Source organism: Rhodoferax sp. RT5P35 (assembly GCF_056521385.1).
The window spans coordinates 240,454-264,570 of record NZ_JBWMAX010000007.1 but is presented as its reverse complement, the minus strand read 5'-3'; the positions used below and the strand labels follow the sequence as shown (position 1 = coordinate 264,570).

Genomic DNA, 24,117 nt, shown 5'->3' with positions numbered 1-24,117 from the left:
TCCCGCTGGCATGCACGTCAGCTTTGCGACAAAATTTCACGGTACTGTCATTTTTTAGCCCTAGCATCCGTCCTTTTCTCTTCCATCAGGAACCCGCATGCACATTTCCCGCTTGGCATTGGCCCTGGCCACCGCCGCCCTCACGCTCTCCACGGCCCAGGCGCAGACCGAGATCCAGTGGTGGCATTCCATGAATTCGGTCAATGGCGAATGGGTCAACGACCTGGCCAAAGACTTCAACGCCAGCCAGAAAGACTACAAAATTGTGCCCACCTACAAGGGCCAGTACGACGAGTCCATGACAGCCGCTATCGCCGCCTTCCGCGCGGGCAATGCGCCGCACATCCTGCAGGTGTTTGAAGTGGGCACGGCCACCATGATGGCCAGCAAAAAAGCCATTGTTCCGGTCGGCCAGATGATGAAAGACGCGGGCCAGAAGTTCGACCCCAGCGCCTACATTCCGGCCGTAGCCAGCTACTACACCGCCGCCAATGGCCAGATGATGAGCTTCCCGTTCAACAGCTCGACCACGGTTTTCTATTACAACAAAGATGCCTTCAAGGCTGCCGGGTTAGACCCCAACAAGGCCCCCGGCACCTGGCCCGAAGTGGCCCTGGCTGCCGCCAAGCTCAAGGCCAGTGGCCACAAATGCCCGATGTCTATTGCCTGGCAGGGCTGGACCCAGCTGGAGAGCTTTTCCACCTGGCACAACGTCGAATTTGCCACCAAGGCCAACGGCCTGGGCGGCATGGACGCGCGCATGAAGATCAACTCGCCGCTGCACGTGCGCCACATCGAAAACCTGGGCAACATGGCCAAGCAAGGCCTGTTCATCTACAAGGGCCGCGGCAACATCCCCGAGGCCAGCTTTGTGTCGGGCGAATGCGCCATGATGACCACCTCCAGCGGCTTCTACGGCAACGTCAAGAAGAACGCCAAGTTCGCCTTCGGCCTGGCCCCGCTGCCCTACTACCCCGATGTGCCGGGCGCGCCGCAAAACACCGTTATCGGTGGTGCCAGCCTGTGGGTCATGGCCGGTAAAAAGCCCGACGAGTACAAAGGTATCGCCAAGTTCTTCAGCTACATCTCCAGTCCTGAAGTGCAGTCGGCCAGCCACAAACGCACCGGCTACCTGCCGGTGACCACCGCGGCCTTCGCCCTCACCGACAAGTCCGGCTTCTACAAGGAAAACCCCGGTACCGACGTGGCCCCCAACCAGATGATCCGCAAGACCACCACCAACTCGCGCGGCATCCGCCTGGGCAATTACCTGCAGGTGCGGGCGATCGAGGACGAAGAGCTGGAACAGGTTTGGGCCGGTAAAAAGACCGCCAAGGAAGCCCTGGACAGCATCGTGCAGCGCGGCAACGAGCAGCTAGAGCGTTTCGAAAAAGCAAACAAACAGTAACACCCCCAAGCTACACGCTGCGCGTTTTCGCCAACCCCCTTGCAGGGGGCGAACCCAGTGGCCCGGCAAAGCCGGTTCCACGGGTTCCCCCCTGCAAGCTGTTGTGCCCGACGCTGGGTGCCTAATAAACAAAACGGAGCTAGCCTTAAACATCCATGGAAAAGCGGGTCGTATTCAAATCCAGCTGGCTGCCGTGGGCGCTCATCGCGCCGCAGCTCATCGTCATCACCGTGTTCTTTTTCTGGCCTGCGGGCCAGGCGATGCTGCAGTCGCTGCAGCAGTCGGACGCGTTTGGCACCTCGGTGGACTGGGTGGGGCTGGAGAATTTCCGCAACCTGTGGAACGACGCGAGCTACCTGGCCTCGTTCAAAACCACCGCGATTTTCTCGGTACTGGTGGCGGGCCTTGGTATTGGCCTGTCGCTGGTGCTGGCGGTGTTTGCCGACCGGGTCATCAAGGGCAGCAGCATCTACAAAACCCTGCTGATCTGGCCGTATGCCGTGGCACCGGCGGTGGCGGGCGTGCTGTGGCTGTTCATGTTCTCGCCCAGCATCGGCATCGTGGCCTACTGGCTGGGCCTGCTGGGGCTGGACTGGAACCACCTGCTCAACAGCACCCACGCGATGGCCTTGGTGGTGGGCGCGGCAGTGTGGAAGCAGCTGTCGTACAACTTTTTATTTTTTCTGGCGGGTCTGCAAAGCATCCCCAAATCACTGATCGAGGCCGCGGCCATGGACGGCGCCCGGCCGTGGCGGCGCTTCTGGACCATACAGTTCCCGCTGCTCACGCCCACCAGCTTCTTTCTGCTGGTGATCAACATCGTCTACGCGTTTTTTGACACCTTTGCCATCATCGACTCGACCACCCAGGGCGGGCCGGGCAAAGACACGGCCATCCTGGTCTACAAGGTGTATTACGACGGATTCAAAGCCATGGACCTGGGCGGCTCGGCAGCCCAGTCGGTGGTGCTGATGGTGATCGTGGTGGCCCTCACCGTGGTGCAGTTCAAGTTTGTCGAAAAGAAAGTGAATTACTAATGGACGGCTTTTATGGTTGAGCGCCGCACCACCGGGGGCATCCTGGCCCATGTGATTCTGATTCTGGGCGTGCTGGTGGTGGCCTTTCCGGTGTACGTCACCTTTGTGGCCTCTACCCACACGGCGCTGGAGATGGTGCAGCGCCCGATTCCCATGCTGCCCGGCGCGCACTTCATCGACAACTACCTGACGGTGCTGCGCGGCACGGGCTCCAGTGGCGGCTCGAACGCGGCAGTGGGCAAGATGATGGTGGTCAGCCTGATTACCGCGTTGATCATCGCTTTCGGCAAGATCGCCATCTCGCTGCTATCGGCCTTTGCGCTGGTGTACTTTCGGTTTCCGTTCAAGCAGTTTTTCTTCTGGGCGATTTTCGTCACGCTGATGCTACCGGTCGAGGTGCGCATTGGCCCCACCTACAAGGTGGTGGCCGACCTGGGCATGCTCAACAGCTACGCGGGCCTGACGATTCCGCTCATCGCCTCGGCCACTGCCACCTTCTTGTTCCGACAGTTCTTTATGAGCGTGCCGGATGAGTTGGTGGAAGCCGCGCGCATGGACGGCGCAGGCCCAATGCGCTTTTTCAAGGACATCCTACTGCCGTTGTCTACCACCAGCATGGCCGCCCTGTTCGTGATCCAGTTCATCTACGGCTGGAACCAGTACCTGTGGCCGCTACTGGTCACCACCAACGAAGACATGTACCCGGTGGTCATCGGCATCAAACGCATGATCTCCGGCGGCGACGGCCAGACCGAATGGAACCTGGTGATGGCCACCGCCATCCTGGCCATGCTGCCACCCGCGCTGGTGGTGATGCTGATGCAGAAGTGGTTCGTCAAGGGCCTGGTAGACACTGAGAAGTAAGCCACTCCCCCGCTGCGCATACCCATCAGAAATTTATAAAAATAATGGCTCTAGCGTAGGCATTACCTGCGCTAGCAGCTATATATCTAATAGCAGAACACTCTATGGCCGCCATCTCCCTCACCAACGTCATCAAGCGCTACGGCAAAGGTGCCAGCGCCAACCAGGTTATCCACGGGGTGAATGCCGAAATAGCCGATGGCGAATTCATTGTCATCGTCGGCCCCTCGGGCTGCGGCAAATCCACGCTTTTGCGCATGGTGGCCGGGCTGGAGGAAGTCAGCGACGGCACCATCCGCATCGGCGGGCGGGTCGTCAATAACCTGGAGCCATCTGAGCGCGACATCGCCATGGTGTTCCAGAACTACGCGCTCTACCCGCACATGAGCGTGTTCGACAACATGGCCTACGGCCTGAAGATCGCCAAGGTGCTGGTGGACGAGATCAAAACCCGCGTCGACAAGGCCGCCAAGATTCTGGAGCTGGGCCAATACCTGACCCGCAAGCCGCGCGAGCTCTCTGGTGGCCAGCGCCAACGCGTCGCCATGGGCCGCGCCATCGTGCGCCAGCCCCAGGTATTTTTGTTCGACGAGCCGCTGAGCAACCTGGACGCCAAGCTGCGCGCCCAAACCCGGCTGGAAATCCAGAAGCTGCACCGCGAACTTGGCATCACCAGCCTGTTCGTGACCCACGACCAGGTGGAGGCCATGACGCTGGCGCAGCGCATGGTGGTGATGAACGGCGGCGTGATGGAGCAATTTGGCACGCCCGAACAGGTCTACACCCAGCCCGCCAGCACCTTTGTGGCCAGCTTTATCGGCAGCCCGCCCATGAACCTGCTGAAAAGCGCGCCCAACACCGCCCTGGGCGGCCCGGCCAATGCCATTCTGGGCATCCGCCCCGAGCACCTGCACCTGGGCGAAACGGGTTGGAGCCTGGTCGTCGAAACCACCGAAATGCTGGGCGCCGAACGCCTGATTTATGCCCGGCTGGGCGACGAGCTGCTGATCATCCGCACGGATGAGAGTACTGCCGCCCCCGCCATCGGCAGCACCATCCACGCCACGCCGCGGGCCGACCGTTTGCACTGGTTTAATAGCGACACCGGCAAGCGCCTTTGAACCTCTAGAACCATGCACGTCACTGCACAAAATTGGCCTTATCCGCACTGGATCGCCCACCGCGGCGCGGGCAAACTGGCCCCTGAAAACACCCTCGCCGCCTTCCGCCTGGGCGCGCAGCACGGCTACCGCATGTTCGAATGCGATGTGAAGCTCAGCGCCGACGGCGTGCCCTTCCTGCTGCACGACGACACGCTGGAACGCACCAGCACCGGCCATGGCATTGCAGGGGAGCAGCCCTGGAGCGCGCTGGCACAGCTCGACGCAGGCAGCTGGCATTCGCGCAGCCAGGCGGGCGAGCCGATTCCCACGCTGGACAACATTGCCGCGTTTTGCCTACGCAACAGCCTGTTTTTGAACATCGAGATCAAACCCTCGCCTGGCACCGACCGCCTGACCGGCGAAAAAGTGGCCGATGCCGCCGCCCGCCTCTGGCAAGGCCAGGCCGTGCCGCCGCTGCTGACATCCTTCAGCGTGGCATCGCTGGAAGGTGCCCAGACGGCCCAACCCGGCCTGCCCCGGGGCCTGCTGCTCGAAAGCCTGTGGGATGGCTGGCTACAAGCGGCGCAGCGCCTGGGCTGCATCGCCATCGTCTGCGACCACACGCTGTGGACGGCCGACAGCGTGGCCCAGGCCAAAGCCGCCGGACTGCGCTGCGCCAGCTACACGGTGAACGACGCAGCGTCGGTACAGCGCCTGGCCGCGCTGGGCACCGATGGCACTATCACCGACCGGATCGATCTATTTGCCCCGGCAGCGTGATGGTGGATCGAGGCTCGCGCACTTCTTGCTAGCACAAGCGCCACATGGCCAGCCGCTCCACCCCCCGCCCCGTTGATCCGGAACTGACCCCGCTGCGCCAGCGCTGCTCACGCGCCGTGGCGCGCTGGGGTGTGTGGCGCACCACACTGGGGATGAGCACGGTCGTATCGCTGCTGTCGCTGGTACTAACTTATGGCTACATCCGTGCGCTGGGCTACGACACCATGGGCGAGGCGTTTTACATCTCGCTGCTGGTGCCGCTGCCGATGACCGTGCTCACCGGTTGGGCGATTTTTTCACTGATCGTAGCGCTGGAGCAAGCCCGGCACGTGGCCCATGTGCAGTCCATCACCGACAGCCTGACCGGCCTGGCCAACCGCCGCCACTTCGTCCAGACGGCCCAGCGCGTACTCGACCTGGCCTTGCGCCAACAGTTACCCCTGGCCTTGCTGATTCTGGACATCGACCACTTCAAACGCGTCAACGACACCCATGGCCACCACGCGGGCGACCAGGTGCTGGTGGAGGTGGCACGCCGGTGCGCCCAGTGTCTGCGCCCAACCGACCTGCTGGCCCGCTGGGGCGGTGAAGAGTTTGTGGTGCTGTTGCCGGATACGCCGCTGGAGTACGCCCACCCACTGGCTGAACGCATGCGCGAAGCCGTGGCCTTTTCCGCCCAGCTCTACGCACCCTCTGATGCCGTGCGCGTCACCATCAGCATGGGCGCGGCAGGCATGGCGGCAGGTGAACCCATGACCCTGGATGCGCTGGTGCAAGCCGCCGACCACGCCCTGTATGACGCCAAGCGCGCAGGCCGCAACCAGGTGTCGCTGGCCCCCAGCGGTCAAAGCGGCCATAGTGGCCATAGTGGCTTGTCACGCTTCGGCCCGTTGCTAGCGACTTAGCCACCACTGGCTGGTGGCACAGGCCAGCACCAGCGCAGCGTAGGTGGCCATCTTGCCGTCGTGCCCAAAAAACCACAGACCGCCAACCAGCGCCAACAAACCAACTACAAAATTAATAGCAGCCTGCGCATACAGCCTTTGCGCTGCAGGCCTTTTTTTCATAAAAAACCGGGCGGCCAGAGCCACCAGCATGCCCACCACCAGGGCCGGCGCTGCAAAATTCAGCAGGTGAAAAAATGAATCTATAGGTCCCATAGCGGCAATTTTGAGGCTTTGGCAGCGCGCAGGCGATTTAGCCCCGCACAAATTTTATAATCGGAGGATGGCAGTTTGGGCATTAGGCATTAACCACACCACCGCACCCCTGGATTTGCGCGGTCGGTTTGCGTTCGCCTTGGACCAAATCGCCCCCACACTGCACGGCCTGCGCGCCGCGCTGCAAGGCCCCGAGGCCGCCATCATTTCCACTTGCAACCGCACCGAGGTTTATTGCGCTGGCGACCAGCAGGCGCTGGAGCACACGGTGGACTGGCTGGCCCGCACCGGTGGCGTATCGCCCGCCCTGCTGCGCTCCCACTCTTACACCCTGCAAGATGGCCCGGTGGCACGCCATGCCTTTCGCGTGGCCAGTGGGCTGGACTCCATGGTGCTGGGCGAGCCGCAGATTCTGGGCCAGATGAAGGACGCGATCCGCGTGGCCGAGCAGGCCGGGGCGCTGGGCAGCACGCTCAACCAGTTGTTCCAGCGTTCGTTCGCCGTGGCCAAAGAGGTGCGCACGTCCACCGAAATCGGCGCGCATTCCATCAGCATGGCCGCTGCCGCCGTGCGCCTGGCCGGCCAGTTGTTTGAAGACCTGACCCAGGTGCGCGTGCTGTTTGTCGGCGCAGGCGAGATGATTGAGCTGGCCGCCACCCACTTTGCCGCCAAAAACCCCAAGTCCATCGCGATTGCCAACCGCACCCTGGAGCGCGGCGAAAAGCTCGCCACCCGTTTCGGCGGCGAGGTGATGCGCCTGGCCGACCTGCCCAGCCGCCTGCACGAATTCGACGCGGTAGTAAGCTGCACCGCCAGCACCCTGCCCATCATTGGCCTGGGCGCGGTGGAGCGGGCTCTGAAGCTGCGCAAGCACCGCCCCATGTTCATGGTCGATCTGGCCGTGCCGCGCGACATCGAGCCCGAAGTCAAGGCGCTGGAAGACGTCTACCTGTACACCGTGGACGACCTGGCCCACGTGGTGAAAAGCGGCCAGGCGAACCGCCAGGCCGCAGTGGCACAGGCCGAGGTCATCATTGACGCAGGCGTGCAAAGCTTTTTGCACTGGATGGACCAGCGCGACCCGGTACACGGCGTGGTACCGCTGATCCAGCAGCTCAACGCCCAGGCCGACGAATGGCGCGCCACCGAGCTGGCCCGCGCCCGCCGCCTGCTGGCCAAGGGCGACGACATCGAAGCCGTGCTGGAGATGCTGAGCCGAGGCCTGACGCAAAAAATGCTGCACGGTGCCATGGCCGAGCTGCGCGCAGGCGATGCCGACAGCCGTGAACCGACGGTGCAGGCCATCCACAAACTGTTTTTGCGCAAAGAGCGTTAGCGACGCTGCTCTTCCCCTGCGCTAGGCCCCCTGCTTTCCAGGGGTGTTCATCTCCCTCCCTTTAAGTTAACCAGTCACGCCCCACCCCAGTCTGCACAAACGCGCCGCCCAGGGATACTGTGGAACCGGCTTTGCCGGGCCACTGGTATCGCCCCCTGCAAGGGGGTTGGCGAAGCGCAGCGTAGCCTGGGCGTGAGCCACAATTTTTATGAAACCATTCCTCCGCCAACAGCTTGAGCGCTACGTCTTTCGCCTTGCAGAACTCGACTTTTTGCTGTCCCGCGAGGACATCATGGGCGACATGAAGCAGTTTTTAGCGCTGTCGCGTGAGCATTCCGATGTGGGCCAAGTGGCCAGTCGCTTTGTGCGCTTCACCCAGCGCGAGGCCGATCTGGCCGCGGCCCACGCCATGAAAAGTGACCCGGAAATGGCCGAAATGGCCGAGGAAGAAATCACCTCCGCCGAAGCCGAGCTGGAAAAGCTCGAAGCCGAACTGCAGCGCATGCTGCTGCCCAAGGACCCGGACGACGCACGCAACGCCTTCATGGAAATCCGTGCCGGCACTGGCGGCGACGAATCCGCCCTGTTCGCCGGAGACCTGCTGCGCATGTACACCCGCTATGCCGAACGCAAAGGCTGGAAGAGCGAGATCGTGAGCGAGTCGCAGAGTGAATTGGGCGGCTACAAGGAAGTGGTGCTGCGCATCGAGGGCGAGAACATTTACGGCCAGCTCAAGTTCGAGTCCGGCGGCCACCGGGTGCAGCGCGTGCCCGCCACCGAAACCCAAGGCCGCATCCACACCAGCGCCTGCACGGTGGCGGTGCTGGCCGAGCCCGACGAAGCCGTGGCCATCAAGATCAACCCGGCCGACCTGCGCATCGACACCTACCGCGCGAGCGGAGCCGGTGGCCAGCACATCAACAAAACCGACTCTGCGGTGCGCATCACCCACATCCCCACCGGCATCGTTGCCGAGTGCCAGGATGGCCGCAGCCAGCACAGCAACAAAGCCCAGGCACTGAAGGTGCTGACCGCCCGCATCCATGAAAAAGACCGCTCGGAGCGCGCCGCCAAGGATGCCGCCGAGCGCAAGGGCCTGATCGGCAGCGGCGACCGCAGCGACCGCATCCGCACCTACAACTTCCCGCAGGGCCGCTGGACCGACCACCGCATCAACCTCACGCTATACAAGCTGCTGTTCATCATGGAAGGCGACCTCAGCGAACCCATGGATGCCTTGCGTGCCGCCCACGAGGCCGAACAACTGGCCGAACTCGAAACACTCACGTAACCCCCCCAAGGAACCCCATGGCACGCTCCATCAACAAAGGCCCCAAGCCCAAAGCCGGCTACGGCCAAGTGTCCAGCAAGTCCCTCAAGGAGGCGCAGGAAAAAACCGCCAAGCGCATGGCCCCACGCCCCGTGCACCCCGGCCTGGGCAAACAAGCACGCGCTGCGGCCCGTCCCGTCACATCGGTCTACAGCGATGAAGTCAGCACCCTGCAAACAGCCCTGCTGGGCGCGCAAAAACACGGTATCGAAAAGTTGGATGCGCGCATGCTTTTGCTGCACGCCCTGGGCAAAAGCCCGCTGGATGCCGCCTGGCTGCTGGCCCATGGGCAGGATGCCCTGAAGCCCGCGCAGGCAGCAGCCTTTGGCACCGCCTGCACCCGCCGCCGCGCCGGTGAACCCGTGGCCTACATCACCGGCCAGCGCGAGTTCTACGGCCTGGACCTGCAGGTCGATGCCCGGGTGCTGGTACCCCGCCCCGACACCGAAACCCTGGTGGACTGGGCGTTGGAACGATTGACCGGAAAAACCGCCCCGCAGGTGATCGACCTTGGCACCGGCAGCGGGGCCATCGCCCTGGCACTTAAAAAGGCCCGGCCCGACGCACAGGTCACCGTGGTCGACAACAGCGCCGATGCACTCGCCGTGGCCCAGGCCAACGCGGCCCGGCTGGCGCTGCCCGTGGCCTTTGTTCACAGTGCGTGGCTAGCCCAGGTGGTTGGCACGTTTGACTTGGTAGTTTCCAACCCGCCCTACATTACCGATGCCGACCCGCACCTGCCCGCACTGGCCTTCGAACCACGCAGCGCGCTGACCGCTGGCTTGGACGGGCTAGACGACATCCGCCAGATCATTGCCCAGGCCCCGGCGCATCTGCGGCCCCAAGGCTGGTTGTTGCTGGAACATGGCTACGACCAGGCCTTGGCAGTGGCGGCGCTGCTGGAGCAGGCAGGCTTTACACAGGTGCAATCCCGGCCCGACCTGGCCGGTATCGCGCGCTGCACAGGTGGGCGACTAATTTGAGCATGCTTTAGGCTTCTAGCGCATGTATCACCTACGCCAATAGCTATTTAAATGATAGCATTTCAAAAACGATGCACCCTTGGCCCAAACGGGGACACAACACCGCCCGCCTCCTGCCACGGCGTGCTAAGTGAAATAATAGTGGTTTGATTTCCAAGGAGTCTTTTGATGAGCGACACACAACAACGCATTGATGCACTAGTCAAATCCAACGACGTGGTGCTGTTTATGAAAGGCAACGCCAGCTTCCCCCAGTGCGGCTTCTCCGGCCGTGCCATCCAGTTGCTCAAGGCCTGTGGCGTGGACACCAAGACCGTTAAAACCGTCAACGTGCTGGAAGACGACGAAGTGCGCCAAGGCATCAAGGAATACAGCCAGTGGCCCACCATTCCACAGCTCTACGTAAAGGGCGAGTTCGTCGGCGGCTCGGACATCATGATGGAAATGTACGAGTCCGGCGAACTGCACCAGGTGCTGGGCTCCACACCGGCCTGATACCAGGCGCACGCTTTTGTGCGCAGCAGGCGATGGTGCCCGACCCAGAGCCTGCAAATAGGCCGGGTAAGCGGCACTATTCCACACCTCCGGCCATGGTGCACTGGCACGGCTTATGCTGAAATGAAGCTGTGCCAGCAACCAAGGAGTCTTTGATGGAATCCCGCAGTCTTGTTCCGCATGCATCGCAGTTTCAACTGCCCGTTGCCAATGTGCGCAGCGTCTTCCACACCCATGAGGTCGAACGCAAACTGGCCAAGCTCCCTAGTCGAGAACACGAAAACCTGCGCAGCACTTACGAGCGCATGCTGGAGCGCGGCCCTGACCGCTTCCAGGTCAAACCCTCGGGCATCCCCGAAATGTCGGCTCTCTACCAGGCCTTACCCAACTTTACCGAGGTGCTGGACGATGTAAAACGCCACGTCGCCCTGAGCCAAGACAGCCGCGACGGTCTGGAAGTCACCCCCATCCTGCTGCTCGGCCTGCCCGGCATCGGCAAAACCCATTTCGCCAAAAAACTCGCCGACCTGCTGGGCACCGGCATGAGCCTGGTGCCCATGAGCTCCATGACCGCGGGCTGGCTACTGTCGGGCTCATCGTCCCAATGGAAAGGTGCCAAGCCCGGCAAGGTATTTGAAGCACTGGTTGACGGTGAATACGCCAACCCGGTCATCGTGGTGGACGAAATCGATAAAGCCAGCGCCGATGCACAGTACGACCCGCTGGGCGCGCTCTACAGCCTGCTGGAACACGACACCGCCCAGAACTTCATGGACGAGTTTGCCGAAGTCGCCATCGATGCCAGCCAAGTGATCTGGATCACCACGGCCAATGACCCGCGCGGCATCCCTGAGCCCATTTTGAACCGCATGAACGTGTTTGAAATCGAGCCGCCTTCTCCCGAGGCGGCGCGCCAGATTGCCTGCAACCTCTACCAGTCCATCCGCGCCGAACATGGCTGGGGCGAACGTTTTGCTCCAGAAGCCCAGCCTGATCTGCAAGATGCCTTGGCAGAACTAGCCCCCCGTGAAATGCGCAGGGCCTTGATGACCGGCTTCGGCAATGCCCGCCTGGATGGCCGCGATACGGTGCGGGTAGAAGACCTGCCCAAAGCCAGCCAGCACAAGAGCCGCATGGGCTTCATGCAATAAGGTCCCAAAGCACGCACCTCAAGGGGATTTTTGCCGCTGAATCAATTGCTGGATGTAGTTGGAGGGAATAGCGTAAGAGATACCAGAGGGTTGGCTGATAGCCGACTCTTTGGTGCCCTTAACGAACACCATATTCACGATACCGAGCACCTCGCCAGACTCTGCATCAAACAGCGGACCACCGCTATTACCCGGATACGCCGTGCCATCTAATTGAAAGATATCAAAGCTACCGTCCCGGATGCTACGAATCGACTTTTCGGTCAACTGCTGGCCTGTAGCGGCAGGCAGAACAATCGGTGTGATGGACGAAACCATAGCGCGGTGAGTCACTGGCGAAAACCCGAGGGCACCACCAATAGGAAAGCCCATTAACGCGACCGACTGTCCTTCACGCACGGCATTCGAGTCGCCTAAGCGCAGGGCGGACACAGGGTCACCATCAAACTTTAGCATTGCCAAGTCATGCACGCGGTCTATCTCCAGCACGGTCGCTTGCCGCATCTGCAACTCGCCTTTGGCATTGCGTACTTGCACAACCAAATTCGAACCAGCGCTATCTTCTGATGGCCCGAATAAAACATGGGCATTGGTGATACCCACATTTCCCCCTGTGGCAACGAAGCCTGAACCCTTTAGAGTGAATCGCGGACTATTGGTATTTTTATAGTAACCAACAATCAGGATAGATGGTTTCACCCTGGAAATAGTATCTGCAAGCTCGGCAAAAGATGAATCCACATGAAAACAAAAAATAAAAATAGACCAAGAAAATATTTTTCTATAGTACAAATAATTATTTTTCATAATTCACTTAATTATTTAACTAACTATAAGGTCTTCAAAATTGAACCAACTTCTTCATGCGCTGAAAATTTATCACCAATTTTAGCCAGTTCATCCAATAAGTTTTTAGCCTTTTTTTTATCTCCAGATTTAATAAAAATCTTGGCCAAATTTAATCTAAACAAAGGATTTTCAGGTTGAAGCGCTACTACTTTCTTTTGCAAATCGATCGCTTTCACATAGTCACCGTTGGCGCCCAACAGCGTCGCCATCGTATCCATAAATGCAGGTTGGTTCGGCACTAAAGCATTCGCTTTTTCTGCATAGCCAAGGGCCGAATCCTTTTTCAATTCGCCACCAATCCAAGCCAAATTGTTGTAAGCAACTGCATTTTCGGGTTGAATTTTTAAAATACTATTGTACAAACGCTCAGCAGTTGGAAAATCTTTCTTTGCCAATGCCGAATCAGCCAAATAAGAAATAAATACCGTATCTTTAGGATGATCCTTCACCCATGTTGCAGAGAAATTATCTGCTTCAGTCTTATTACCAGCAGCAATGGTTACAGCGTGCACTTTGATAGCAGCCTCTGGTGAAGCAACCAATTTAAGGCCGAGACGATAGGCCACCAATGCATCACTCCATTTTTTCTGCGCCGAGTAAACATCACCTTCCAAGATATAACCAATAACTTCTTTAGGACGCTGACGCTGTATTGACTTCGTCATAGATACTGCACTGGAATATTTTTCTGATGTAATATTCAGCATGATCAATGCGCGTTGGGCATCTAAAAAATCAGGTTTTAACTCTAGTGCCTTGGTAAGGTTTTGCGTAGCTGCATCCGTATTATTAGTTGAGATGTTAATATTTGCCAGCCGCATCAATGGCAAAACGTCCAAAGGCTGCATTCCCGCAAGTTTGGTATAGCTTGATATAGCTTGGTTAGTATCACCAGATGCCTGCTGCGCACGCCCCAACGCATCCACAATTTCAGGACTATCGGGCAAAGCAGTTGCTGCATTTTGCGCAGTAGAGAATGCCATCTTGTAATCTTTATTTCGCAAATAAAAATCAATAAGCAAAACACGTGGCTTTGATTCGGTGGGGTTTGCAGCAATAGCTTTGGCTACCAATTCAGCAACCTCCTCTTTGGTACCTCCCATGATTGACCGCAACTCAGCCAAACCCAGTAGTGCCTGGAAGTTTTTAGGGTCCTTCAGTAGAATATTTTCAAATCTTCTTTTTGCATCTTCAGGTTTTTTCTCAGCGATATCCAACGCCGCCAAACTTCCAATTGCAGAATAATACGTCGGGCTTAACGCTATAGCGGCTTCAAAACTTTTTCTAGCAGCTGGAAAATTCTTTTGCGAAATCTGAATTTTTCCTCGTAAATTTGAAGCCAGTGGATTTTGGGGCTGCTTTTTTTCTATACCGTCAATTGCTTTTAAAGCTTTATCAAGATCGTTGCTGCGCAAATATACGCTTACCAAAGCCAAATCAGCAGAAATACCTTTATCAGTTGACGCTATGTCATCTAACTCACCAAATGCAGATACTGTGTCCCCGCCCATCAGGTGAACCAAAGCCAAAGAGGTACGCTTTCTACCATCCTTGGGGTCTAGCTTGGCTGCCTTGGAGAAATATTCCCCAGCTTTCTTGATATCACCATTTTGCAGAAAAGTCTCACCCGCAATTGAATAGAGTTCAGTATCAACAGGTTCTTGATTCAAGGCGGCATTCAGTGCGGCTAGTGCTTTGTCTGGTTGCCCTGTACGCAGGTAAGTCGAAACGAGAAAGCGGCGTGCCAGAGGCAGCTTGGGTGCTGCCGAAATAGCTTTACTTAAATACGCCTCAGCCTGTAACATTGAATTCAACTGAAACTCAACAGCTCCAGCAAGCTGCAGGCACATAGGATCATCGGGAGCCATTTTTAAAAGCTGCTGCGACAAAGACTTTGCTAACACAAAATCTTTTTTCTGGTATGCCAACTGGACTTCAAAGTACTTGGTTTGTGGATTATTTTCAGCAACCTTCTTCAACTCTGCAAGTTTTTTCTCGGCAGCTTCAATTTTACTTTGCTGCAAAAGCAAGCTCAATATACCCGTATAGCCCGGTATATAGCCGGCCTTTACATCAATTGACTTTTGGTACTGCAATAGAGCGCCCTCTTGATCGCTCTTGCCAATCAGTAAAATATCTCCTTTTAGTTTTAAAGCTTCTGGATTTTCAGGATTTTTAACAACAAGATCATCGAGTGAATTGAGCGCGGCTACCAACTCGCCTTTCGAAGCCAATCCACGAACTTTGATAATAGACGCATCTGTATTATTTGGTTCGACAGCTAACGCAGCATCCAATGCATTTTTTGCAAGATCCGCTGACCCTTGAATCGTGTAAGCCTTACTTAATGATATTTTTAGACTGGCGATGGAGCTCGCAGACGTAAGCTCTGTTTTTGAAAAATCATCAATTACTTTTTTAAACTTCCCCATAGCAATCAAAGATTTAGCAATTTGTGGAACTACTAAATCTTCGGAATACTTTAAACCACGTGCTTTTTCAAGTTCGATCTCAGCTGCGGCCGGATCACCAATTTTTAAAAGTGCCGTACCCAGTAAAAATCGAGCTTCCGGTATATTTGGGTCAGTTTGCAGTGCATTTTTTATTTTTATTACTGCATTTTTTGGATCATTTTTTGCCAGACTTTCTTTGGCAGATGAGATCAAGACTTCAGGCTTTTCGTCGCCACAGGCCGAAAGCAACCCTACAGTAATCGCAAGATAAATAATACTGTGGCTAAAAATATTTTTTTTCATTATTTTCCCAATTTAAAATATATAGAATCATCACTTTAAACCCAGGCGATGCATCAAATCATAAAGTGTGGGCCGACTAACACCCAGCAGTTCAGCCGTTTTAACAATATTACCATTGGCACGGCCCAGGGCAGAAATAATTGCAGACTTTTCAGCTGCATCGCGCACAGCCCGTAAATCCAACGATTTATCTGATGCATCAGAAACCATGGATTCCAATCCAATATCTTCTGGCAAAATTTGGTTACTGTCAGACATGATTACTGCACGCTTGATGCAGTTTTCCAACTCTCTAATATTACCTGGCCAATTGTGTTGCTCAATCAAGCGGACGCTTTCTTCGCTGAGATTTAAAGAGCCTCTATTTTGATCTCGGGCAAAGCGGCGAACGAAGGCAAATGCCAATAATGCAGCATCGCCGTTGCGGGCACGCAGTGGTGGGATATTGATAACGATTTCAGCCAGGCGATAGTAAAGATCTTCCCGAAAACGGCTCTCTTTGCTCAGGGCCTTCAAATCCTGGTGCGTGGCACACACAATCCTGACATCTACCGGTATTTCTTGGCGACCGCCAACCCGCTCAATGGTGCGCTCCTGGATAAACCGCAGTAGCTTGGCCTGTAAAGAAAAAGGCAAGTCCCCAATTTCATCCAGCATCAGCGTGCCGCCATGGGCGAGTTCAATTTTCCCCAAGGTGGTTTTAGCTGCGCCGGTAAATGCGCCTTTTTCATAGCCAAACAATTCGCTTTCGAGCAAATTTTCAGGTATTGCAGCGCAATTGATGGCAACAAATTTCTCATTTTTACGGGAAGAAGCCTGGTGTAAACCACGGGCTAAAACTTCTTTGCCTGTACCACTCTCACCCAGCAGCATGACAGTTGCGGTGGTGTTGGCTACCTTTTCAATGGTTCGGCACACACGGAGCATTTCGGGGTCGCGCGTAATCAAACCGGTCAATGCATCAGGCTGGTGCATGGACTGCAAGCGCCGGTTTTCTTTTTGCAGCTCAAACATCCTGAAGGCGCGTTCAATCGTCAGATTGAGCAGCTCCGGTTCAAACGGTTTTGCAAAAAAATCATAGGCTCCCAGTGCCACCGCGCGCAATGCATTGGCTTGGTCGTTTTGCCCGGTCAAAACAATCACCTTGGTATCTGGCTCTACCGTCAGAATTTGCTCCAGCAACCGAAAGCCTTCGGTAACACCATCGGCATCGGGGGGCAGACCCAAATCCATCGTAACGACAGCTGGACTGTGCCTGCGCAATTGCACCATGGCAGTGTCCCGGTCATTCGCAGTCACCGAGTCAAATTTATCTACCGACCATTTGATTTGCTTTTGCAGAGCCAAATCATCTTCCACAATCAGCAGTGAACGTGCGGCATCGGTACTCATGAAGCCCCCAATGCGTGTAAATCAGAGCCTTGGTGGACTTCGAACAAAGGCAATAAAAGCGTCACCAACGTTCCTTTATTCAACTCACTATGTACCAAAATTTTGCCCCCTAATTCCTGCACGTATTGAAAACTCTCATAAGCACCGATACCCATGCCCGCTTGCTTTGTGGTCTGAAATGGCTTGAAAAGGCGCTCTTGGACAAACTCCTCCGACATGCCATGCCCCGTGTCGCCGATCTCTACTCGGGCCTGGCTGTTAAAGCGGTCCAGGGTGACCCAAACCCGCCCGGAAGGTTCTGTCGCATCAAAAGCATTTTGCACAATATGCCCGATGATCCGCTCCAGACGATCTTCATGGCCACGGGTAACCACCTTATCTACAAGAGACACATCCAGGTGCCTGGCCCGCTTAGAAGCCACCACAGAGATGCGTTGCACGATGGCCCCCAGGTCTACCCCCACCGCCGTGCCAGGTGGCGTCGCCCCCTCGCGCAGTTGAAGCATCAGTTGGCGCATTCTGTCTAAAGAATTCTCCACCGTGATCAGCATGTCTTGTTGAAACTCAGGGTTGGCATGCAAGCGCTTGGCATTCTTAAGCATCAACGACAACTGGGTAACGATGTTTTTAAGGTCATGCACCACAAAGGCGGACATCCGGTTGAATGCATCAAACTTACGCACCTCTAACAAGGCCTCAGTGGCCCGCATCTGCGCTAGATAGCTGGCAGCTTGGCGACCGGCAGTTTTCAGCAAATCGTTCACCTCCCAATTCACCTCAATAGTGGTGCGGGCACGCGCCAAGACCACAAAACCGATCAATTCACCACCCGCAGTCAAAGGCACGATTAACCAGGCTTGCGTGACCTCTAGCAGCCACTCGGGCAATGTGAGAGTCCCATAACGTTTAGAGAACGATCGGAACTCCTCCAGATTAATCACCCAACCACTGCTTGCCAAAAAACGGCATAGCGGAGATTCGGCATCCTCTTTGGCGGATGTGGCCACCAAGTTCCAGTGGGCAGTTTGGCGAAACACTGCTTCACCTGTGCTTTTCATCCATAAACCGCCACCCGGGCTGTCCAGCATATCGGCCAATGCCCGCACAACCTGTTGACCCATATCTTGCGGGGCATTGTGACCAGACAACGTCTGGGTGAATTTCAGCCACTCTTCACGGTAATCGTAGCGGTAACGGAAGAAGTGTTTGCCGACCAACACCCGCAGCTTGGCCCTGAATGCCCCTGACATAGCCAGTACCAAGAGGGCGATAAGGGCAGAAAACACGACCCCCACTTGCAAAGCCCGTCCCCATTCCCCACCAAAGTACCGAACGTAGTAACCCACGGCAGACATGAAAATCAAATACGCACCGGCAACAAATAGTGTCGCGGAATGGAATGCCGCTTTTTGGGATACCCGGATACTTGCAATCCAGTCGTTTCGGCGCGTGGTAGACAGCAATAACAAAAACACCATCAAGGCATGCACGGCGCCACGGATGCTCAATGCATCCACATCCAACCGTTTGAACAAAACAGCTTGCGAATACAAATACAGATCGAACAAAAAAAGTCCTGCCAAGCCCAAACTCAAAGGCTTGACGTTCCAACGGGAGTCCTCCGTGACATTACGGTAGATTTGCTCTAACAAAACCAAGGCCAGCACCGGTAAGGCCATAGCCCCCATCAGCACCAAAGATGCCTGGACCTCCAAGTCCGAAGTGCCAAATGCCACCAAACATTGCGCCACAATACCGAAGGCGACCAACGCTGCCGCCATCGCGGGCAACCATGCCATGCCGGGTGGTAGCCGTCCGTTACGGCTGGATCTGCAAAGTGACAACATGAATCCGAACCAGCAGCCGTAACGCAGCACATCCGCCAAGTTGCCCAATAAACGCCACCAAGCATGCGCAGAAAACAATTCGCTCCCGCCCCACAACGCAGTGAACACGACTGCGCTGAACAAATAAACGGCGGCTTTGTTTCTGGGGGCACGGATGTATCCCGTCGCCAACAAACGCAGCGCAAACCCGGAATACACCAAGCCGACCAGGGCGTAGCCCATGGCGGTCAAAGTCAAAATTTCTTTATCCATGGGTTACACAGCGAGCGGCAACAACCGCGAGGCGACCTTCAGCGCGCGCCCTTGGCCATCAGAACCACGCCTACGGTTTCAAACAAAATAATAATGTCTAAAAACAGCGAATGGTTTTTGACGTAATACAAGTCGTATTGGAGCTTTTCGGCCGAATCTTCCAGCGTGGCACCGTAGTGGTAGCGCACTTGCGCCCAGCCCGTAACCCCAGGCTTCACACTTTGCCGCACCGCGTAATACGGAATTTGGCGTGTCAACTGGTCCACAAAAAAAGGCCGCTCCGGCCGTGGCCCCACCATGCTCATATCCCCGTTGAGGACACAAAACAACTGTGGCAATTCGTCAATGCGGACTTTTCGAATGAACTTGCCCACCTTGGTAATACGGTCATCCTGGGCGGCGGCCCAGCGTGGGGTTCCGTCTTTTTCAGCGTCGGCACGCATGCTGCGAAACTTCACCACATTGAACAGTCGGCCGTTAAAACCCACCCGCTCTTGGCGGTAAAAAACCGGCCCCGGGCTCTCCAGCACCACCAATAGCATGGTGACAAGCATGATCGGCAGGGTTAACAAAATCAGCACTACTGCGCTGAAAATATCAAACAAACGCTTCACCGCTGTTCGCACGCCTCCCTGGCTAAAACCATCCCCAAAAATCAACCACCCGGCATTTACCGAATCCAGGCGAATCTGGCCCTTGGTTTTTTCAAAATGCGTGGCCACATCTACCACCCGCACACCGTGTAGCTTGCAATCCAACAACTCACGCAAGGGCATGCTGCCCCCCCGCCGCTCCACCAGTGCGACAACGATCTCATCCACTTCCAACTCAAGGGCCGTATCGGTCAAAGACTTGTGCTTGGACAAAATCCCCCAGGCCGACACGTCGGATTCGGCCTCGTTCGGGCTGGCGTAGTAACCCACTACATCTACATGGGGGTCTTCGTTTTTGAGTGTTTTTCCCACCAGAGCTGCCCGAGGCCCGGTGCCGAATACCAGCACGCGGTGGCGCATCATGGATTGCGGCATCGAGTGGACCACGTACACCCGGTGCAAGATAACCACAACAAAACCCGCCATCGCCGCCATGGACAAAGTTTCCCTGCTGGTTGAGCTTTGGGGAAACAGTGAAAACACACCGTAAGTCAGCGGCAATGCCAATACCAGAGATAACGCTGCGCGTGCGCGCGACTGGTTCAGCGAACGGTTATGGATGCGCTGGTAAAAACCCAAGGCAGAGTTGATAACCAACATGCCCAGCGACAGCAGACCGGCATGCCCCAACAAAGACACCATCGAGGTGAATTCTTCACCCTTCCAAATGACCACGGCCAAAACGGCCAAGATGACCAGCCCAAGATCGAAAAAAACCTGCTGCAGCGTGCGGCGGTGCAAGTAATGGCTAAATATTTTGATCATGCCCGCCACCTATCTGCAGCGATAACCCTGCGGCACAGCCCATAAGCCCCGGTATACCAAAACTACAGCCTTGGCCCGTAGATCGGTTTACTTTCAATGGCTCTTGCAACCCCAGTTTGGCATCTAGATTTTTAAGAAAATGCATCGAATATTGGTATGTCGAATGGAAGATGGTTTAAACACGCAGCATACTTGGCAAGATTTTTAGGGTGCCCTGGCCCACTGCTCGGCAGGATAAATTTTGCTGTTGCATTATGGGCTTTTTTTGAGGCAGGTTTGAGGCCCGAAGCTGGCTGCACAAAGCACTTTTGATACACGCATTCATGCCGGTTTACAGCCCCACCAGCGCTAGCACCGATATTTCAATATGGCAGCCGTGTTTAGCAAACACTGTTTGCAAATCCCGTGCCCAACGCGGCAGCCACAGCTTGCCGCACCGGCCTCCTGGCACGGCAAAATCACTCCATGGTTCAACAATTACTTATCGCGGGTGCAGGTATTGGCGGCATGGCAGCGGCATTGGCGTGCGCGCGGGCCGGATGGGGCGTTCGCCTGTTTGAGCGTTCTGCGGTCTTGAGCGAAGTGGGTGCGGGTATCCAGATCGGCCCCAACGTCACCCGGCTACTGCACCGCTGGGGTCTGCAAAACGCACTGGCGGCAGTGGCCGCCTTTCCATCGCATCTGCAGGTGCGCGACGCGCTGACGGCCCGAGAATTGGGCCGCCTGGCACTGGGTGCCGCCATGCAGCAACGCTACGGTGCCCCCTACGCCACGCTGCACCGGGCCGACCTGCTGGCGTTGCTGCATACCGCCGTGCAACAAACTGGTACCCAGCTACAACTCGACCACGGCCTGCAGCATTTCAGCCAAAACCCCTCTGGCGTATCGGTACGCGGCAGCATTGCGGAAGATATCCACGGCGATGCACTGGTGGGCGCCGATGGCCTGTGGAGCCCCGTGCGCCAATGGCTGCTGCACGACGGCCCGCCCCGCATTACTGGCCATCTGGCCTACCGCGCCCTGGTGCGCCAGGCCGATCTGCCGCACCCCCTGCGCTCCCAGCACGTCACCGCGTGGCTAGGTCCGAATCTGCATGTGGTGCAGTACCCCGTGTGTGGCGGCGACTGGCTCAACGTCGTGGCCATCGTGCACGGCCAGCTTCCGCCCCAGCGCACCAGCTTGGAGCAGTGGGACCACAGCGCCAACGCCGCCGATCTGCAGACCAGCTTGGCTGGCGTGTGCAGCCCGCTCCAAGACCTGTTGCAGGCGGTCTCCTCCTGGCGCTTGTGGGTGCTGTGTGACCGCCCGCCCATGCACAGCCCCCACCAGCACGCGCAAGGCCGGGTTGCGCTGCTAGGCGATGCCGCCCACCCGATGCGCCCCTACCTGGCCCAAGGCGCGGGCATGGCCATAGAAGATGCCGCCAACCTGGCCAGTGTGCTGCAGTCAGGCACCGATATTCCGGCTGCACTGGCCCACTACGCAGACCAACGCTGGCAACGCAATGCACGGGTGCAAGCCCGCGCCATCCGCAATGGCCGCATCTTTCACGCCTCGGGCCTGGTGCGCTGGGGCCGGGACCAGGCGATGCAGCTGGGCGGCGAACGCCTGCTGGACCTGCCATGGCTATACGGCGGTGGCTAATTCGCCTCACAACTTGGTCACTACTAAATAGATAGCTACTAGCGTAGGTGGAATATGCGCTAGAGGCCTTATTTTCTTAAATTCCGCATGCCAAAGTGTGCGCCAATCGGCAAGCAAAGGCTTCGGCCAGCACAGCATTTCTGGCTGCTGCCCTTGAAACGTCACAACTTGCCCTTATCATTAGCACTCGTAGGGGTTGAGTGCTAGCACCCACCCCACGCCCTTTTTTCACCGTTCCATTTTTAGGAGACTCTATGAACCTACGTCCTCTCGGCGACCGCGTGATCGTCAAGCGTATCGACAGCGAAACCAAGACCGCTTCCGGCATCGTGATCCCTGACTCGGCTGCTGAAAAGCCAGACCAAGGCGAGATCCTGGCTGTTGGCCCCGGCAAAAAGAACGACAAGGGTGAAATTTCCGCCCTGACCGTGAAGGTTGGCGACCGCGTCTTGTTCGGCAAGTACAGCGGCCAAACCGTCAAGGTCGAAGGCGACGAACTGCTGGTGATGAAGGAAGACGACCTGTTCGCGGTCGTAGAGAAGTAATTTCTCGCCTCATACCCTCCCCCTTTTAATTTATTGATACCGGAGAAATTCTCATGGCAGCAAAAGACGTAGTTTTCGGCGGCGAAGCCCGCGCACGCATGGTTGAAGGCGTGAACATTTTGGCTAACGCAGTCAAGGTGACCCTGGGCCCCAAAGGCCGTAACGTGGTTCTGGAGCGCTCGTTTGGCGCGCCTACCGTGACCAAGGACGGTGTGTCCGTGGCCAAGGAAATCGAACTCAAAGACAAGCTGCAAAACATGGGTGCGCAGATGGTCAAGGAAGTGGCTTCCAAGACCTCCGACCTGGCTGGTGACGGCACCACCACCGCGACTGTGCTGGCCCAGGCCATCATCCGCGAAGGCATGAAGTACGTAGCCGCCGGCATGAACCCGATGGATCTGAAGCGCGGCATCGACAAGGCAGTGACTGCTTTGGTCGCCGAGCTGAAGAAGGCTTCCAAGGCCACCACCACCTCCAAGGAAATCGCCCAAGTTGGTTCGATCTCCGCCAACTCCGATGAATCCATCGGCAAGATCATTGCTGACGCGATGGACAAGGTTGGTAAAGAAGGCGTGATCACCGTGGAAGACGGCAAGTCGCTGGAATCCGAGCTGGATGTCGTCGAAGGCATGCAGTTTGACCGTGGCTACCTGTCGCCCTACTTTATCAACAACCCAGAAAAGCAAGCCGCTTTGCTGGACAACCCGTTTGTGCTGTTGTTCGACAAGAAGATCAGCAACATCCGCGAACTGTTGCCTACCCTGGAACAAGTTGCCAAGTCTGGCCGTCCTCTGCTGATCATCGCTGAAGAAGTCGATGGCGAAGCACTGGCGACCCTGGTGGTCAACACCATCCGTGGCATTTTGAAGGTTGTGGCTGTGAAGGCTCCTGGTTTCGGCGACCGCCGCAAGGCCATGTTGGAAGACATCGCCATCCTGACCGGCGGCAAGGTTATCGCTGAAGAAGTCGGCCTGACCCTGGAAAAAGTGACTTTGGCCGATCTGGGCCAAGCCAAGCGCATCGAAGTGGGCAAAGAAAACACCACCATTATTGATGGCGCTGGTGCTGCTGCCGACATCGAAGCCCGCGTCAAGCAAGTTCGCGTGCAAATCGAAGAAGCTTCCAGCGACTACGACCGCGAAAAGCTGCAAGAGCGCGTGGCCAAGCTGGCTGGCGGCGTAGCCGTGATCAAAGTGGGCGCTACCACCGAGATCGAAATGAAGGAAAAGAAGGCCCGCGTCGAAGACGCCCTGCACGCTACCCGCGCTGCGGTGGAAGAAGGCATTGTGGCTGGCGGTGGCGTGGCTCTGCTGCGCGCCAAGCAAGCGGCTGGCAAGATCGAAGGCGCTAACGCCGACCAAGACGCCGGCATCAAGCTGGTGTTGAAGGCTATCGAAGCCCCTCTGCGCGAAATCGTCTACAACGCAGGCGAAGAAGCCTCTGTGGTGGTGGCTGCTGTGTTGGCCGGTTCGGGCAACTACGGCTACAACGCTGCCAACGGCACCTATGGCGACATGATCGAAATGGGCATTCTGGACCCAACGAAGGTGACCCGTACGGCTCTGCAGAACGCTGCTTCCGTTGCATCCTTGATGCTGACGACCGAAGCCATGATCGCTGAGTCTCCAAAAGACGAAGCCGGTGCTGGCGGCATGGGCGGCGGCATGGGTGGTGGCATGGGCGGCATGGGCGACATGGGCATGTAACCCGGAGTCGCCGCGAAACGGGCGGCTGGGGGCGTTGCACCGTCTTGCCGTGGCTCTGCCA

20 protein-coding genes are annotated in these 24,117 nt (G+C 57.0%); 14 read left to right on the top strand and 6 right to left on the bottom strand.

Annotated features, from left to right (window positions below; genetic code table 11):
- Positions 1–97 precede the first annotated feature (97 nt).
- The 6 genes from ugpB to AC097L_RS13545 all read left to right on the top strand — a co-directional run bounded on the left by ugpB (position 98) and on the right by AC097L_RS13545 (position 6,097).
- The gene (gene ugpB / locus AC097L_RS13570; protein ID WP_479586955.1) at positions 98–1,408 is read left to right on the top strand and encodes a sn-glycerol-3-phosphate ABC transporter substrate-binding protein UgpB; all 1,311 of its coding nucleotides are present in this window, start codon (positions 98–100) and stop codon (positions 1,406–1,408) included.
- 155 nt (positions 1,409–1,563) lie between these two features.
- Complete coding sequence (gene ugpA / locus AC097L_RS13565) at positions 1,564–2,445, top strand: sn-glycerol-3-phosphate ABC transporter permease UgpA (protein ID WP_479586954.1); 882 nt, start codon at positions 1,564–1,566, stop codon at positions 2,443–2,445.
- A gap of 12 nt (positions 2,446–2,457) precedes the next feature.
- Positions 2,458–3,309, top strand: coding sequence for a sn-glycerol-3-phosphate ABC transporter permease UgpE (gene ugpE, locus AC097L_RS13560; RefSeq protein WP_479586953.1), 852 nt, complete (start codon positions 2,458–2,460; stop codon positions 3,307–3,309).
- 104 nt (positions 3,310–3,413) lie between these two features.
- A complete protein-coding gene (locus AC097L_RS13555) occupies positions 3,414–4,430 on the top strand; it encodes a sn-glycerol-3-phosphate import ATP-binding protein UgpC (protein WP_479586952.1) in 1,017 nt (338 codons plus the stop codon).
- 12 nt (positions 4,431–4,442) lie between these two features.
- Positions 4,443–5,192: a glycerophosphodiester phosphodiesterase gene (ugpQ, locus tag AC097L_RS13550; protein WP_479586951.1), complete on the top strand. Its 750-nt coding sequence runs from the start codon at positions 4,443–4,445 to the stop codon at positions 5,190–5,192.
- 44 nt (positions 5,193–5,236) lie between these two features.
- Positions 5,237–6,097 carry a GGDEF domain-containing protein gene (locus tag AC097L_RS13545; protein WP_479586950.1) on the top strand — a complete coding sequence of 287 codons (861 nt, stop codon included), beginning with the start codon at positions 5,237–5,239 and terminating at the stop codon, positions 6,095–6,097.
- Here the strand turns inward: AC097L_RS13545 and AC097L_RS13540 are convergent.
- Entirely contained in the window at positions 6,086–6,352 is a 267-nt protein-coding gene (locus AC097L_RS13540) for a hypothetical protein (protein ID WP_479586949.1), read from the bottom strand. The two genes, AC097L_RS13545 and AC097L_RS13540, sit on opposite strands and share 12 nt — an antisense overlap.
- 67 nt (positions 6,353–6,419) lie before the next feature.
- On the opposite strand from AC097L_RS13540, the gene hemA reads away from it, so the two are divergent.
- From hemA to AC097L_RS13515, 5 genes are all read left to right on the top strand, one after another.
- Positions 6,420–7,688, top strand: a complete 1,269-nt coding sequence (gene hemA, locus AC097L_RS13535) for a glutamyl-tRNA reductase (protein ID WP_479586948.1) — start codon at positions 6,420–6,422, stop codon at positions 7,686–7,688.
- Between the two features lie 208 nt (positions 7,689–7,896).
- A complete protein-coding gene (gene prfA / locus AC097L_RS13530) occupies positions 7,897–8,979 on the top strand; it encodes a peptide chain release factor 1 (RefSeq protein ID WP_479586947.1) in 1,083 nt (360 codons plus the stop codon).
- Positions 8,980–8,996: 17 nt separating this feature from the next.
- Complete coding sequence (gene prmC, locus AC097L_RS13525; protein ID WP_479586946.1) at positions 8,997–10,001, top strand: peptide chain release factor N(5)-glutamine methyltransferase; 1,005 nt, start codon at positions 8,997–8,999, stop codon at positions 9,999–10,001.
- Positions 10,002–10,169: 168 nt separating this feature from the next.
- The gene (gene grxD / locus AC097L_RS13520; RefSeq protein WP_295951982.1) at positions 10,170–10,496 is read left to right on the top strand and encodes a Grx4 family monothiol glutaredoxin; all 327 of its coding nucleotides are present in this window, start codon (positions 10,170–10,172) and stop codon (positions 10,494–10,496) included.
- A 155-nt stretch (positions 10,497–10,651) separates the two neighbouring features.
- Positions 10,652–11,647 (top strand): AAA family ATPase, encoded by a 996-nt coding sequence (locus AC097L_RS13515; protein ID WP_479586945.1) that lies wholly within the window; start codon positions 10,652–10,654, stop codon positions 11,645–11,647.
- Positions 11,648–11,665: 18 nt separating this feature from the next.
- On the opposite strand, the gene AC097L_RS13510 is transcribed toward AC097L_RS13515, so the two are convergent.
- From AC097L_RS13510 to AC097L_RS13490, 5 genes are read right to left on the bottom strand one after another with little or no spacing between them, the layout of a single operon-like run.
- Positions 11,666–12,454: a S1C family serine protease gene (locus AC097L_RS13510; protein WP_479586944.1), complete on the bottom strand. Its 789-nt coding sequence runs from the start codon at positions 12,452–12,454 to the stop codon at positions 11,666–11,668.
- A gap of 23 nt (positions 12,455–12,477) precedes the next feature.
- Complete coding sequence (gene prsT, locus AC097L_RS13505; RefSeq protein ID WP_479586943.1) at positions 12,478–15,252, bottom strand: XrtA/PEP-CTERM system TPR-repeat protein PrsT; 2,775 nt, start codon at positions 15,250–15,252, stop codon at positions 12,478–12,480.
- Between the two features lie 30 nt (positions 15,253–15,282).
- Positions 15,283–16,644, bottom strand: a complete 1,362-nt coding sequence (prsR, locus tag AC097L_RS13500) for a PEP-CTERM-box response regulator transcription factor (protein ID WP_479586942.1) — start codon at positions 16,642–16,644, stop codon at positions 15,283–15,285.
- The gene (gene prsK / locus AC097L_RS13495; RefSeq protein WP_479586941.1) at positions 16,641–18,743 is read right to left on the bottom strand and encodes an XrtA/PEP-CTERM system histidine kinase PrsK; all 2,103 of its coding nucleotides are present in this window, start codon (positions 18,741–18,743) and stop codon (positions 16,641–16,643) included. The genes prsR and prsK overlap by 4 nt, the downstream gene beginning before the upstream one ends.
- A 38-nt stretch (positions 18,744–18,781) precedes the next feature.
- Positions 18,782–20,161, bottom strand: a complete 1,380-nt coding sequence (locus AC097L_RS13490; protein ID WP_479586940.1) for a TIGR03013 family XrtA/PEP-CTERM system glycosyltransferase — start codon at positions 20,159–20,161, stop codon at positions 18,782–18,784.
- Between the two features lie 465 nt (positions 20,162–20,626).
- Between AC097L_RS13490 and AC097L_RS13485 the strand changes: the two genes are divergently transcribed.
- The 3 genes from AC097L_RS13485 to groL all read left to right on the top strand — a co-directional run bounded on the left by AC097L_RS13485 (position 20,627) and on the right by groL (position 24,056).
- The gene (locus AC097L_RS13485; RefSeq protein ID WP_479586939.1) at positions 20,627–21,805 is read left to right on the top strand and encodes an FAD-dependent monooxygenase; all 1,179 of its coding nucleotides are present in this window, start codon (positions 20,627–20,629) and stop codon (positions 21,803–21,805) included.
- 254 nt (positions 21,806–22,059) lie between these two features.
- A complete protein-coding gene (groES, locus tag AC097L_RS13480; protein ID WP_295951957.1) occupies positions 22,060–22,350 on the top strand; it encodes a co-chaperone GroES in 291 nt (96 codons plus the stop codon).
- A 53-nt stretch (positions 22,351–22,403) separates the two neighbouring features.
- A complete protein-coding gene (gene groL / locus AC097L_RS13475; protein ID WP_367847336.1) occupies positions 22,404–24,056 on the top strand; it encodes a chaperonin GroEL in 1,653 nt (550 codons plus the stop codon).
- The last annotated feature ends 61 nt before the right edge of the window (positions 24,057–24,117 follow it).